The following is a 13,466-nucleotide window of genomic DNA, read 5'->3' as shown; positions in this document are numbered from 1 at the left end:
AGTTAATATGAAGAAACTGATTTTAGGTATAGCCATCGTGGCTTCTGCTTTCGTTTTCGGTCAGAAAGGCGACGTTAATGCCAAGTTACAGGAAGCGAATAAAGCTGCAATGGATGCATATACTGCAAAAAATTATACTGTTGCTGCGCCTAAGTTTTTAGAAGTTTATAACTTATTGAAAACAAATGGGCAGGATGATAAGATATATATGTATTATGCTGGTTTAAGTTATGCTTTGGCAAATAACAACGATGAAGCCATCAAAATATATACAGATCTTGTTAATACCGGTTTTACAGGTATTCAGACAACGTATACTGCAAAAGAGAAAAAGTCCGGTCAGGTAGTGAACTTGGATAAAGCAACTTGGGATCTGATGAAGAAGAATGCTGATTATTCAGACTTCAAAACAGAACAGACACCAAGTGTTGAACCTGAACTATATGAAACATTAACGACTTTGCTTCTTAATGCTAAGAAACCTAATGATGCATTGGTGATCATTGAAAAAGGATTGGCAAAATATCCTAACAATACCAAGCTTAAGGATGCTCAGGGTACTGCATATTACGAATCCGGTAATACTGAAAAGTTCATTGGAGCTTTGAAAGAGCAGTTAGCTAAAAATCCTACTGATGCTACCAACTGGTATAATCTTGGAGTAATGCAGTCTAAAAATCCTGCTACAGTAGAAGATGCAATTGCGTCATTCAAAAAAGCAATCGAAATTAAGCCAGACTTTGATAATGCTTATCAAAATCTTGTGTATACAACGGTTGGTGATGATTCTAAAATTGTAGAGCAGATCAATGCTACAAGAAAAGATAAGCCGGATGAAGCGACTAAGCTGATTGATGCAAGAAGAGAAAGATTTGCTAAAGCACTTCCATATGCCGAAGGTTGGTATAAAGCAGCGCCGGAAAATCTTGATGCTCTTACTGCATTAAAAGAGATCTACATTGTAACAAAAAATGTAGATAAGGTTAAAGGACTTAAAGCTAAAGAAGCCGAGCTTAAAGCTAAGGTAAAACAGTAATTCTTTATTTTAATAATAAATAGAACCGGAACATTTATGTTCCGGTTTTTTATTTTTTTTACCAAAAATAAAACTCTGCTTTTTGCTGTGATTATCGTTAAATTTCACCGTAAAAATTCTCTGCAATTCCGTATCTTTGAGAAAAATTTTTTACAAGATGATAGAGTGGAAAACCGTCAAAGAATACGAAGATATTACCTATAAAAAATGTAATGGTGTAGCAAGAATTGCTTTTAACAGACCTGAGCTTCGAAACGCTTTTCGTCCAAAAACTACTTCCGAATTATATGATGCTTTTTATGACGCCTCTGAAGATTCTTCAATAGGTGTTGTGTTGCTTACCGGAGAAGGACCTAGTCCTAAAGATGGAGGCTGGGCTTTCTGTAGCGGAGGAGACCAGAAAGCAAGAGGTCATCAGGGTTATGTGGGAGAAGATGGAAGACATCGTTTAAATATTCTGGAAGTACAGCGCCTTATTCGTTTTATGCCTAAGGTGGTTATTGCAGTTGTTCCGGGATGGGCCGTTGGTGGAGGGCATTCACTTCATGTGGTTTGTGATCTTACTCTAGCGAGTAAAGAGCATGCTATTTTCAAGCAGACTGATGCTGATGTTACCAGTTTTGACGGGGGTTACGGATCTGCTTATCTTGCAAAAATGGTGGGTCAGAAAAAAGCCCGTGAAATCTTCTTTTTAGGAAGAAATTATTCTGCTCAGGAAGCTATGGATATGGGAATGGTGAATGCCGTAATTCCACACGATGAGTTAGAAGATACAGCCTATGAATGGGCTCAGGAAATTTTAGCTAAATCTCCATTGTCTATCAGAATGTTGAAGTTTGCAATGAACCTTACAGACGACGGAATGGTAGGGCAGCAGGTTTTTGCAGGTGAAGCAACCCGTTTAGCTTACATGACGGAAGAAGCTCAGGAAGGACGAAATGCATTTCTTGAAAAAAGAAAACCGGACTTCGGAGAAAATCAGTGGATATCTTAAAATAAGAAATTAGTGTTTAGAAGTTAGAGATTAGACTCCCAAAGTTTAAAATCTAACTTCTGACCTCTAATATCTAACATCTAAATATAAAAATGGTTGATTGGATAAAAGCCGCAAGGCTAAGAACTTTACCGCTTTCACTAAGCGGGATTATAATGGGTGCTTTCATTGCAAAATGGAGACTTTACAGAGAAGGTGGAATATGGGACTGGAGAATTTTTGCTCTGGCCCTTTTGGTAACGCTGTTATACCAGATTTTATCAAACTATGCCAACGACTACGGTGACGGTGTAAAAGGAACTGATGCCAAAAGGATCAATGAGGCAGAATCAAGAGCCGTAGCTTCCGGAAAGATCACGGCAAAGCAGATGAAAAATGCTGTCATTATTTTCTCAGTATTGTCTTTTGTGGCAACAATTGGTCTTTTATATGTTGCATTTTTTCCTGATTTCATGAACGAATTTTATACATTCGTTGGATTGGGTGTTGCGTGTATTTTGGCTGCAATAGGCTATACAGTAGGAAAAAAACCTTACGGATATATGGGGTTGGGAGATCTTTTTGTATTTGTGTTTTTTGGATTGGTTTCTGTATGCGGAAGTTATTTCCTGTTTACAAAAACCTTCAGCTGGGATATGTTACTTCCCGGAACAGCTATCGGTATGATGAGTATGGCTGTTTTGAACCTAAACAATATGAGAGATATTGAAAGTGACAGACTTTCAGGTAAAAATAGCTTAGCGTTAAGAATAGGCTTTAAAAACGCAATGATTTACGAAATGATCCTGTTGCAGCTTCCTTTGATTTTAATCCTTGTCTTCTTAGGCGTAAACGGATTTATACAGGCACAGAACTATTACGTTTTCATCGTCATGATCCTTCTTTTGCCATTGATGAAGCTAAGAAGAAATATCATGACGGTAAAAGAGCCCAAAGAGTTAGACCAATACCTGAAGCAGGTGGGGATCATGACTTTCATGATGGCAGTGCTTACAGCCTTTGGACTTAATTTTTTTAACTAAAATAATACCACTATGAGTACTGATGTTTATGTTGAAGCTCAGATGCTTATCAGAAAACCTGTGGCAGAAGTTTTCGAAGCATTTGTCAATCCTGAAATAACAACTCAGTTCTGGTTTACAAAATCTACGGGGAAACTCGAAGAAGGAAATTCAGTAACCTGGGAATGGGAAATGTATGGCGTGAAATCCAATGTAACGGTTCATGAGATCATTCCGGATCAGTCGATAAAAACAGAATGGGGAGATCCTGCAGTGCAGGTGGATTATGAGTTTAAAGAAATGGAGAAAGGAACTCTTGTGGTCATTAGAAGCTATGGATATGACCAGACAGGAGAAAACCTTCTACGGACGGTAAATGATAATACAGGTGGTTTTACGACTGTTTTAGACGGTTGTAAAGCTTATCTTGAACATGGAATTAAGCTGAATCTCATTGAGGATAAATTTCCCCGGAAATAGAAAATCTCATGAGAAGAGTAGAGAGCATTACATCTTGGGTATCTGTTATCATGGCTCTGTTTCTTATGTATGATCTGATTAAAGAATTAATCAGAAAATACCGATGTGCTGGGAGCTATATCAGATTTTTTTCAACTCAACCATTTCATGTACTTAATTAGAAAAATCAATTAAAAATGAAAATACAATTTTTAGGACAAAACTGTTTTTTGTTTACTTACAAAGACAAAACAATTTTAAGTGATCCTTTTTACAATTACAAAAAAGCGGAATCAGGATTTGATATCGCTGCTCAGAAAATCGATTATATTCTGCTGACTCATGCCCATGGTGATCATATTGCAGATGTGGCAGAAGTGCTGCATAACCATCCGGACGCTACCGTAATTGGAGTGCCTGAAGTATGCGCATATTTTACAACAGCGAAAAATAAAGATGATGTGAACTTAGGAGGGTCGGCAAAAATCGACGATCTTAAAATTTCCATGGTACCTGCTCATCATACAAGTTCGTTCCCGGATGGGAGCTATGGAGGTGTTCCTGTGGGATATATTTTCAGACTTCCTGAAGGTAAAAACATCTATTTGGCTGGAGATACTGGTGTAATGGCTGATATGGAGCTTTTCCCTAGACTTTACGGGAATATCGACCTGTCTATCCTTCCCATCGGAAGTCACTACACGATGTGCCCTAGAAAAGCGGCTTTTGCAGCTGCAGAACTGCTGAAAACTCCGAAAGTAATCGGATGCCATTTCGATACATTCCCTGCCATTGAAATTAATCATGAAAGTGCGCTGAAGCATTTTGCAGATAAAAATGTAGAACTTGTTCTTCCTAAGCTAGGAGAGGAGTTTGAATTTTAAATAAGAAATAAAAGGTAATATGGAAATTGGAATGGAAATGTTGAAATGTATAGAAACAAAAAAAGATAATCTTCCAATTACCTTACTTCAACTTAAATTAAAAAAAAATGGCAAGCTACCTAAATCACACCGCTACGACCAATTACCTTTGCTGTGTTCCCACCCTGGAGGATTCTCAGGAGCTGGTTGTTTAGGACTTGCCGTTGCAAAGGTAGGAATAATTTATAAACTTCAAAATATTATTAAAGAAAATTAGTAGAAAAAATGTAGTATTAAAGCTAAACAGCTGGAATTTAGTGCAATAATTTTTCAACTTTTTTTAAAAAATCTAACATGACGAAAAGTCCATCAACATTAGGAATTATACTTTTTATCGCTACAATGATCATTTTTTTTGTAGCTTATTTCTTTTTCTCCGGAATCAATTATTTTGAAATCTCGTTGAAAATCAATGCATTCGTTCTTCCGATCTTATATGCGGGAGGAGCTTTCTGGTCCGTAAAATCGTTCTGGAACAAAAATAGAGTGGTAAGTTTTAAAGATGCGTTCTCAAGAGCGTTCGTCCCGATGTTCATCGGAGGGATTCTGTCCATCTTCAGTATCTATGCTTTCCTGAATTTTGCAGATACGGATGCCAAAAAATTGCTGAACTACCAGTATGTACAGAGGCAGAAAACAGAGTTAGACACTGAATACCAGTCTGCAAGAAAGATCATGAAGCATCAGAAAGATATTGATGAATTAGACAAAAAGTATCAGGAAAGGCTTCCAAGTTTTTCTCCGGAAGCCATTAAAGGAAAAGATATGCTTACCGCAAGTCATTTTTCAGGATATTTTGCGGCAATTCTTATATTTTACGTAGTTTTGTCAGTGTTTTTTGGAGCGTTTTTCAGAACAAGAACAGTTTATCAGGAAACAGAAAATCAAGAATAATTTTTATTAGAATTAAATGAATTTATCTATAGTTATTCCGTTATTAAACGAAGAAGATTCCCTGGAAGAACTTTTTTCAAGGATTGATAATGTCTGTTATACCAACAGCTTATCCTATGAGATCTGGTTTGTAGATGATGGAAGTACAGATCTTTCGTGGAGCATTATCGAAAATATGAAGGTTCAACATCCTCAGATCCACGCTATTAAATTTTCCAGAAATTATGGAAAATCTCAGGCCCTTCATGCTGCTTTTGAAAGAACAAACGGGGATGTGGTTATTACCATGGATGCCGATTTACAGGACTTTCCGGAAGAAATTCCTGAGCTTTATAAAATGGTTATTGAAGATAACTACGATATTGTTTCAGGCTGGAAAAAGAAACGTTTTGACAATGTAATGACGAAAAATATTCCGTCAAAGTTGTTCAATGCTGCAGCTAGAAAAGTGTCGGGAGTAGAACTTCATGATTTCAACTGTGGCCTGAAAGCATACAAAAGGCAGGTTGTAAAATCGATTGATGTGTACGGAGATATGCACCGTTATATTCCTGTACTTGCTGCTAATGCAGGATTCAGGAGAATCACAGAAAAAGAAGTACAGCATCAGGCAAGGCCATATGGAACTTCAAAATTCGGAACCGAAAGATTTATCAGAGGTTTTCTGGATCTTGTAACGCTTTGGTTTGTAAGTCGTTTTGGAGGAAGGCCCATGCACTTCTTTGGCGCGGTAGGAACTGTAATGTTCATTGTAGGTTTTCTTTCTGCACTTTGGCTGGGTATTTCAAAACTGATTGATGTGGCAAGAGGGATTTACGGACATTTGATTACCAACAACCCATGGTTTTTTATTGCTCTGACGATGATGCTTATGGGAACGCTGCTTTTCATAGCCGGATTCCTGGGCGAAATGATCATTAGAACCAATAGAGAACATAAGAATTACAATATTGATGAAGTGATTTAACGATGGAAGAGAAATTACCGAAAATATATTCTACAAAGGCGATTTTAGGTTTTTCAATTTTTCTATCTACACTTTTTGGTGGTGTTTTACTGTTCCAAAATCTAATAGATATCAATAAAAAGAAGGAAGCTTACACCGTACTTGGAATTTCAATTCTGATTACAGTAATAACTATTTTGATTGTTAATGTACCAGATGAGCCTAAAAGTTCGCTTGCTTATTTGTGCGGCATTGCCGGAGGAAGTTTTCTTTCTTATTACTTTGTTCCGAAATACTTTCCGAATGAAGAACTTTATCCTAAGAAAGCGATATGGAAACCTCTGATTATTGGCGCAGTTATCGTAGTTTTTTTTGTAACACTGATGATTTATTCAGCGTCACATGAAAACTATTAAATCCGGTTTCTGATTGCATAATAGTGTTCATAATAAATAAATTCCCCAAACGGCATTGAGCTTTTTGGGGATTTTTTATTCTGCCGGTATTGAGGAGAGATAAGTAAACTCTCAGGATTTTCCATAAATAATCATGTTTTTATGACGCATAATTAACTTGATAATTCTGAATATTCCAGAAATCATGAAGTGTAAATTTTTAACAGAAAACATCCTTATAGAAGCTTTTTTGACACCTTTTTTATTTATATTTGTAGGTAATTTATAAGATTGGTAACAAAATACAACAATTCGGTTAAATTTATTTTAATATGTTTTTCCTTTATTTTATTGTCCTCCTGCAGTTCATCAAGGCTCCTCGGATCGTGGGAATTTATAGATTTATATGATGGGGAATTGACTCATATCGACACGTTAAAGTCCAAAGAAAACAATTCCAGATATGGGAAAGGAATGCTGACCTTTTATAAAGATCATTCTTTTAGTTCACTGGAGAGTACAGGTAAATACAGGGAACAGCATCAAAAATTAAAAATGAAGTATAGTGATGGGACCGATACAATAGTGATGAATATTTCTTATATAAGCAGAAATTATCTTTTGCTGTCAGCCGGAAAGCAGCCTACAACCTGGTTTTACAGGAAAAAATAAACTAAACTGATTTTTAATATGAACCCAAAAAGCTGTCTGAACTGTGGTCATAAGATTTCCGATGAGTTTTGTTCTCATTGCGGACAGAAAGCAGATACAGCAAGAATAACTCCTCAGACATTAATTAAAACAGATATTCTGGGATCAATCTGGCATATAGAAGCAAGGTTTTTCCGAACGGTAAAACATATTTTATTTGGACCCGGAAGAATGGCGATGGATTATATTTCAGGGAAAAGAATTAAATATTATAATCTGTTTTCTTTATTGCTGATTTTATTTGGATTCAATGTTTTAACCATGCATTTTTATTTGCATCTTAATCCAGCCGAAATTCCGGAAGGAAGCTCAAATATTTTGGACTTTTTCTCTAAATATTCTAAAACAATTCTCTTTGTAATCATTCCTATGCTGGCTGTGAATGCTTTTTTCGTATTCAAAAGAAAAAAATTGAATATTGCAGAGCATTTTATCATCGGAACAGTAAGCCTGTTAGGAATTTTAATCCTACTTTTGTTTAATGATATGGTAAGTCTGATCGGTCTGTGGAAACCTGCAGCGAAGATTTTTGCTATTTTAGATAAGGCTTCAGTTGTACTTCTCGCTCTCTTTCCGGCAGTTACGTATTGGAATGCATTTAAAAACTCATACTCAAAACCGGGCCTGCTTTGGAGAGTATCGGTACTTTATGTCCTGATGGGAATAGAAAGTCTTGCAGTTATTATCGTTTTATTTAGAATATTTTAATTAAATATGAAAAAAATATTGTACACATCCCTGCTTGTAGCGGCAGTTTCCTGTGGGAAAATTTCTCCAAAAGGAACTATTGAAAGGAAAGACGTGGATGTTTCAGAATTTGTGAATCTGGATCTGGAAGGAAAGTTCCGGGTATTTTATGCCAGGGGCGCTAAGAATTTTGTAGAAATAGAAACCTATCCCAATGTAGCCGGAAACCTCGATGTAGATGTAAAGGACAAAACCCTTTTTATCAAAGAAAAAAGAGGGACAAAAGGAGTGGATTTTTATAACGTAACCATCTATTCAAAATATAATCTTGAAAAAGTTGCCGTTGCAGACTCTGTAGAAATGAATATTTCAAGCGAAATAAAGACCGATAATTTTAGACTCAATTTAAAAAATTATGCTACATTTATGGGTTCAGTGAACACCAGAAGAGCAGAAATAGACATGCAGAATAAGAGCCGGGCCAACTTTCGGGGACTGACCAAAAATGCAGTGATAAAGATCTCAGATACAGCAAGTCTGATCGCTCCCTACTGGAAGATAGAGAATCTGAATATCGACTCTAAAAATGGAAACTATGCTGAAGTCAATGTGAAAGATTCTTTAAAAGGAAATATCAGAAACACAGCTAAATTTATCTACTATAATAACCCGATCCGCGCATTTAAAATTGATAAAACGACAAGGGTTGAAAATAAAAAGTTAGAGTAAAAGTTGGAAGAGAAAAAGTACACAGAAAGTAGTATAAAATCTTTGGATTGGAAGGAGCATATTTGGCTTCGGCCAGTGATGTACTTTGAAAAATGTTTTGAGGAACATAATCTTAACAGTATTGCATTGGAGATATTGTGTCCGGCAATTGATGAATATTTTGATGGTAACTGCTCCGAAATTCGTTTGAGTATTAAAGAAAATGCTGTCCAAATAGAATATAATGCAGGAATGGAACTGCGGTGGCTGAAAACTTTATGACTAAGTTGATGGCCTGCAAGAACGAGAAAAAACATTTGGAAGTTGGTCAGGAATATTGCCTGTTGGGAATAGCGACAATAAATGCAGTCTCAGAAAGATGTGAATTAAATACAATCTGGAATAAACAAAAAGGATATTTCATTTTCGAAAAGGGCAATACTTTTTTAAGAGAGATTTCCTCTGCAGAGACTTCTCAAAATTTCACAAGAATTAGTTTTGAAATGAGCAAAGTAATTTTTGGAGATTTAAAATTTGAATGGGAGGATTTGCAATTAAAATTATCCTCTTTGAAAGAAAAACTGCCTCAATTAAAAATGGAACTTTATAAACTATAAAAGAACAAAATACAAATATGACAACATTAGAAAAAGCGAAACTTTGGTTAAGTGATACATTCGACAAAGAAACAAGAGATGCCGTGCAGGTATTGATTGACAGCAATTCTCCGGATCTGGAAGACTCGTTCTACAGAGAACTGGAATTCGGAACAGGAGGAATGAGAGGTATCATGGGCGTAGGAACCAACCGCTTGAATAAATATACATTGGGACAGGCTACACAGGGATTGGCCAATTATATGCTTCAGCAGTTTAAAGGAGAGGAGATCAAAGTGGCTATTGCTTATGATGTGCGCCACAATTCTAAAGAATTTGGTAAACTGGTTGCTGATGTTCTTACAGCAAACGGAATTAAAGTGCTTCTTTTCAAAGACCACAGACCGACTCCGGAATTATCTTTTACCGTAAGAGACAAAAAATGTAATGGAGGAATTGTTTTGACAGCATCTCACAATCCACCGGAATATAACGGGTATAAAGTATATTGGAATGACGGAGCACAGATTGTTCCGCCAAATGATGAAGCGATTATCAATGAAGTATATTCTGTAAAATTTGAGGAAATTAAATTTGATGGAAACGACGATCTTATCGAATGGATAGGAGAAGAGCAGGATGACGTATACATCGATGCCTGTATTGAAAATTCAACATATCAGAATGTAGGTAAAGAGAATTTAAATATTGTTTTCACCTCTATTCATGGGACAACATATACTACAGTTCCTAAAGCACTGGAAAAAGCTGGATTCAAAAAAGTGGATCTGGTAAAAGAACAGATGATCCCAAGTGGTAATTTTACGACAGTAGAATCTCCAAACCCTGAGGAACCTGCTGCATTGGAAATGGCGATTGATCTGGCAAGAATTACCAACGCAGACATCGTGATCGGAACAGATCCTGACGGTGACAGATTGGGAATTGCTGTGAGAAATCTTGATGGTGAAATGCAGCTTCTGAATGGTAATCAGACCAATACAATCCTTACTTATTACATTTTAAATGAATGGAGAAAGCAGGGAAGAATCACAGGAAAAGAATTCATCGGATCTACGATCGTAACCTCAGATATCTTCTTTGATATTGCTCAGAAATTCGGAGTTGAATGTAAGGCAGGACTTACAGGATTCAAGTGGATCGGAAAAATGATCCGTGAAGCCGAAGGAACACAAAAATTTGTATGTGGTGGCGAAGAAAGTTTCGGTTTTATGACCGGTGATTTTGTCCGCGATAAAGATTCATGTGGAAGTATCCTTGTGGCATGCGAAATTGCTGCATGGTGTAAAGCCAATGGAAGAACAATGTATCAGTACATGATTGAAATCTATGAAGATCTTGGTATGTACTATGAAGGACTGGTCAACATTGTAAGAAAAGGAAAAGAAGGAGCTGAAGAAATTCAGAATATGATGAAAAACTTCCGTGAAAATCCACCGAAAGAACTGGCTGGGTCATTAGTAGAAGAAGTAAAAGACTTCAAAGAGCAGACCAGCTTCACTGTTTCAAAGAACGAGACAAAAGTGATGAATGACATTCCAAAATCGAATGTACTGATTTATTATACTCAGGACGGGACAAAAGTCTGTGTGAGACCTTCCGGAACAGAACCTAAGATTAAGTTTTATGTTTCTGTAAAAGACAGTATCAGTTCTGAGGCAGATTTTAAAGATAAATTAAAATCCTTAGAAGCGAAAATTGAGGAAGTAAGAAAGGATTTAAAGTTAGATTAATCTTACTGATCTGTAGGAGATGATAAGAAAAATTATAGCGGTTGGTGTACTTTCTCTGCTTATTTTTTCCTGTAAAAAAGAAGCAGAGAAAGCAGCAGAAGGAGTAACAGCCAAGGATTCGATTGCCAAAACAGAAGTAAAAGAAGATCTTTTTAAACCCATTGATACAGCTTGTTCACCAAATAACAAAACGGAGGATTATATTACAGCTTTTCAATGGTATAAGGCTAAAATTGATAAGGAAATTGCAGGAAACAGTCCGGTACAAAATGATAAGGTATACGATGATTATGTAAAAATAAGAACAAAGTATACAGACTGTCTGAATGGTTTACATGCTGATATATTGGATAAATATACCGATTATCATACACGTGAACCGGATACTTATAATTTGCCAGCCAACGTAAAAAAAATTGCTGGCGAGCTGAATAAGGTTGGGCTTGAATTTCGTGTAATGGGAGAAGGGCTTACCGAGATTAGGTCGTTGCCCGGATATGATTATTCCGTTTTTAAGAATAAGGTGACTCCTGATTATGATGGTTATATTTTGCAGCTTGCAAAAGATAATAAAGAGAATTATGCTGTGAATGGAGGCCTTATGATTACCTGGGAAGAGTTAGGTGACAGACTGATAGCATGGGAGAACTTTATCAATACCTATCCTAAAAGTCCTTTGATAAAGAGAGCGAAAAAGGAGTATAATGATTATTTGTTAGATTATATTCTGGGGATGGACAGTTCACCTACTTATGATAGAACAGAGGGGAAGTTGATGGATGACACCAGAGAAGAGTACAACAGGATCATAAAAAAATATCCGAATTCAAATACAGCAAAAAAAGCAAAAGAACTCATAGCAGCTTTTGATGCACAGGTACCGGTGGATCAAATAGAAGAGAAGATTAATTTGAGGAAATAATAGTAGTAAATTTAAATAAAAATAAAGTGAAAGTTTCAAAATTAGCGGCGAACCTGATTGGTTCCGAAATCGTAAAAATTGGTAATGAAGTAAATGATTTAAAAGCAAAGGGAGCGGAGATAGCCAATCTTACTATTGGTGACCTGAATTCTAATCTATATCCTATTCCGGCATTGCTGAAGGAAGAGATTCAGAAGGCCTATCAGAATAATCTGACGAATTATCCGCCAGCCAACGGACTTTTATCTTTAAGAAAAGAAGTTTCTAAAGACTTGAAAAACAGATGGAATCTGGATTATTCACCCAATGATATTTTAATTACTGCCGGATCGAGACCATTGATCTATGCAGTTTATAAAACAATCGTAGATGAAGGTGATAAAGTGGTATATCCTACACCATCATGGAACAACAATCATTATGCTTACCTTACTTCTGCAGATGCAGTAGAGGTGAAGACTACCCCCGAAAATAATTTCCTTCCGACTGCGGACGATTTGAGACCACACCTGGATGGTGCAGTTCTGCTGGCATTATGTTCACCATTAAACCCTACGGGAACAATGTTTACCAGAGAACAGCTTTCTGCTATCTGTGAACTGGTTCTGGAAGAAAATAAAAAAAGAGGAGAAGATCAGAAACCATTATACCTGATGTATGATCAGATCTATTCTAACCTTACTTTTGGGGCAGAACACGTAGATCCGGTTTCTCTTTTCCCCGAATTGAAGGAATATACCATCTATATTGACGGAATCTCTAAATGCCTTGCTGCAACTGGTGTACGTGTAGGTTGGGGATTTGGTCCTGCTCATATTCTGGATAAAATGAAAGCTCTTCTGACGCATGTTGGAGCTTGGGCACCAAAACCAGAACAGGAAGCAACTGCAAAATTCTATGAAAACCCTGAAAACGTAAATGTTTTTGTGGAAGATTTCAAAGGAAAATTAGAGGAAAGCTTAAAGGTTCTTCATGGTGGAATTCAGGATTTAAAAGCAAAAGGACTGGCTGTAGAAAGCATCGAACCAATGGGTGCTCTTTATCTTACCATCAAATTGGATTATATCGGTAAAACTAAACCGGACGGATCAGTTATTGAAAACTCTTCTGATTTGGTTTTCTATCTTATCAATGATGCTGGTGTTGCATTAGTTCCATTTTCAGCTTTCGGAGAAGCAAAATCTGAACCTTGGTTCCGTGCTTCAGTAGGAGGATTAGATGTAAATGAAATTAAAGTGATGATGCCGAAGCTAGAGACTGCTTTGAATAATCTTAAGTAATTTTTTAAGGTAACAGTATAGCACTGTATCAATTCCGGGATTTATAATATTGGTAAACTGTTACACAATCAGAGGATTACATTAAACAATAAAATATATATGCTTCGACCACGCTGAGCGGAGTCGAAGCTTTTTTTATGATAAGTATAAATAAAATTGA

15 protein-coding genes and 1 other RNA gene are annotated in these 13,466 nt (G+C 36.5%); 15 read left to right on the top strand and 1 reads right to left on the bottom strand.

The genetic code is table 11. The features are described 5' to 3' along the window. Positions 1 to 7: 7 nt before the first annotated feature. The 5 genes from IW16_RS13545 (at position 8) to IW16_RS13525 (ending at position 4,374) form a co-directional block, all read left to right on the top strand. Positions 8 to 1,036, top strand: coding sequence for a tetratricopeptide repeat protein (locus IW16_RS13545; protein WP_034745085.1), 1,029 nt, complete (start codon positions 8 to 10; stop codon positions 1,034 to 1,036). A 157-nt stretch (positions 1,037 to 1,193) separates the two neighbouring features. Continuing rightward, positions 1,194 to 2,030 carry a 1,4-dihydroxy-2-naphthoyl-CoA synthase gene (locus tag IW16_RS13540; RefSeq protein ID WP_034745083.1) on the top strand — a complete coding sequence of 279 codons (837 nt, stop codon included), beginning with the start codon at positions 1,194 to 1,196 and terminating at the stop codon, positions 2,028 to 2,030. Between the two features lie 92 nt (positions 2,031 to 2,122). Continuing rightward, positions 2,123 to 3,052: a 1,4-dihydroxy-2-naphthoate octaprenyltransferase gene (gene menA / locus IW16_RS13535; protein ID WP_034745081.1), complete on the top strand. Its 930-nt coding sequence runs from the start codon at positions 2,123 to 2,125 to the stop codon at positions 3,050 to 3,052. A 12-nt stretch (positions 3,053 to 3,064) separates the two neighbouring features. Continuing rightward, a complete protein-coding gene (locus tag IW16_RS13530) occupies positions 3,065 to 3,511 on the top strand; it encodes an SRPBCC family protein (RefSeq protein WP_034745079.1) in 447 nt (148 codons plus the stop codon). A gap of 176 nt (positions 3,512 to 3,687) precedes the next feature. Further along, the gene (locus IW16_RS13525; RefSeq protein WP_034745077.1) at positions 3,688 to 4,374 is read left to right on the top strand and encodes a metal-dependent hydrolase; all 687 of its coding nucleotides are present in this window, start codon (positions 3,688 to 3,690) and stop codon (positions 4,372 to 4,374) included. 105 nt (positions 4,375 to 4,479) lie between these two features. Here the strand turns inward: IW16_RS13525 and ffs are convergent. Then, positions 4,480 to 4,577, bottom strand: an RNA gene (ffs, locus tag IW16_RS26125) — signal recognition particle sRNA small type. Between the two features lie 130 nt (positions 4,578 to 4,707). Here ffs and IW16_RS13515 point away from each other — a divergent pair. From IW16_RS13515 to IW16_RS13465, 10 genes are all read left to right on the top strand, one after another. Continuing rightward, a complete protein-coding gene (locus IW16_RS13515; RefSeq protein ID WP_034745073.1) occupies positions 4,708 to 5,307 on the top strand; it encodes a DUF4199 domain-containing protein in 600 nt (199 codons plus the stop codon). Positions 5,308 to 5,323: 16 nt separating this feature from the next. Continuing rightward, a complete protein-coding gene (locus IW16_RS13510) occupies positions 5,324 to 6,274 on the top strand; it encodes a glycosyltransferase family 2 protein (RefSeq protein WP_034745071.1) in 951 nt (316 codons plus the stop codon). Between the two features lie 2 nt (positions 6,275 to 6,276). Then, complete coding sequence (locus tag IW16_RS13505; protein ID WP_034745069.1) at positions 6,277 to 6,669, top strand: hypothetical protein; 393 nt, start codon at positions 6,277 to 6,279, stop codon at positions 6,667 to 6,669. 396 nt (positions 6,670 to 7,065) lie between these two features. Next, a complete protein-coding gene (locus IW16_RS13500) occupies positions 7,066 to 7,320 on the top strand; it encodes a hypothetical protein (RefSeq protein ID WP_034745067.1) in 255 nt (84 codons plus the stop codon). 18 nt (positions 7,321 to 7,338) lie between these two features. Then, entirely contained in the window at positions 7,339 to 8,067 is a 729-nt protein-coding gene (locus tag IW16_RS13495) for a DUF3667 domain-containing protein (protein WP_034745065.1), read from the top strand. A gap of 6 nt (positions 8,068 to 8,073) precedes the next feature. After that, the gene (locus IW16_RS13490; protein ID WP_034745063.1) at positions 8,074 to 8,775 is read left to right on the top strand and encodes a GIN domain-containing protein; all 702 of its coding nucleotides are present in this window, start codon (positions 8,074 to 8,076) and stop codon (positions 8,773 to 8,775) included. Between the two features lie 242 nt (positions 8,776 to 9,017). Continuing rightward, a complete protein-coding gene (locus IW16_RS13480; RefSeq protein ID WP_131327892.1) occupies positions 9,018 to 9,371 on the top strand; it encodes an ATP-binding protein in 354 nt (117 codons plus the stop codon). 17 nt (positions 9,372 to 9,388) lie between these two features. Next, positions 9,389 to 11,104 (top strand): phospho-sugar mutase, encoded by a 1,716-nt coding sequence (locus tag IW16_RS13475; protein ID WP_034745058.1) that lies wholly within the window; start codon positions 9,389 to 9,391, stop codon positions 11,102 to 11,104. Positions 11,105 to 11,123: 19 nt separating this feature from the next. Beyond that, the gene (locus IW16_RS13470; protein WP_034745055.1) at positions 11,124 to 12,026 is read left to right on the top strand and encodes an outer membrane protein assembly factor BamD; all 903 of its coding nucleotides are present in this window, start codon (positions 11,124 to 11,126) and stop codon (positions 12,024 to 12,026) included. Positions 12,027 to 12,052: 26 nt separating this feature from the next. After that, complete coding sequence (locus IW16_RS13465) at positions 12,053 to 13,306, top strand: pyridoxal phosphate-dependent aminotransferase (protein ID WP_034745053.1); 1,254 nt, start codon at positions 12,053 to 12,055, stop codon at positions 13,304 to 13,306. The last annotated feature ends 160 nt before the right edge of the window (positions 13,307 to 13,466 follow it).

Origin of the sequence: Chryseobacterium vrystaatense, from assembly GCF_000737765.1 — a bacterium.
GTDB lineage: Bacteria > Bacteroidota > Bacteroidia > Flavobacteriales > Weeksellaceae > Chryseobacterium > Chryseobacterium vrystaatense.
Note: the sequence above shows the minus strand (reverse complement) of the source record. Positions and strands in the feature narration are given on the sequence as shown.

What these genes read in the sequence shown, in the direction of transcription:
- IW16_RS13545 (WP_034745085.1), top strand. Translation starts at nt 8, where the DNA reads ATGAAGAAACTGATTTTAGGTATAGCCATCGTGGCTTCTGCTTTCGTT.
- IW16_RS13540 (WP_034745083.1), top strand. Translation starts at nt 1,194, where the DNA reads ATGATAGAGTGGAAAACCGTCAAAGAATACGAAGATATTACCTATAAA.
- menA (WP_034745081.1), top strand. Translation starts at nt 2,123, where the DNA reads ATGGTTGATTGGATAAAAGCCGCAAGGCTAAGAACTTTACCGCTTTCA.
- IW16_RS13530 (WP_034745079.1), top strand. Translation starts at nt 3,065, where the DNA reads ATGAGTACTGATGTTTATGTTGAAGCTCAGATGCTTATCAGAAAACCT.
- IW16_RS13525 (WP_034745077.1), top strand. Translation starts at nt 3,688, where the DNA reads ATGAAAATACAATTTTTAGGACAAAACTGTTTTTTGTTTACTTACAAA.
- IW16_RS13515 (WP_034745073.1), top strand. Translation starts at nt 4,708, where the DNA reads ATGACGAAAAGTCCATCAACATTAGGAATTATACTTTTTATCGCTACA.
- IW16_RS13510 (WP_034745071.1), top strand. Translation starts at nt 5,324, where the DNA reads ATGAATTTATCTATAGTTATTCCGTTATTAAACGAAGAAGATTCCCTG.
- IW16_RS13505 (WP_034745069.1), top strand. Translation starts at nt 6,277, where the DNA reads ATGGAAGAGAAATTACCGAAAATATATTCTACAAAGGCGATTTTAGGT.
- IW16_RS13495 (WP_034745065.1), top strand. Translation starts at nt 7,339, where the DNA reads ATGAACCCAAAAAGCTGTCTGAACTGTGGTCATAAGATTTCCGATGAG.
- IW16_RS13490 (WP_034745063.1), top strand. Translation starts at nt 8,074, where the DNA reads ATGAAAAAAATATTGTACACATCCCTGCTTGTAGCGGCAGTTTCCTGT.
- IW16_RS13475 (WP_034745058.1), top strand. Translation starts at nt 9,389, where the DNA reads ATGACAACATTAGAAAAAGCGAAACTTTGGTTAAGTGATACATTCGAC.
- IW16_RS13470 (WP_034745055.1), top strand. Translation starts at nt 11,124, where the DNA reads ATGATAAGAAAAATTATAGCGGTTGGTGTACTTTCTCTGCTTATTTTT.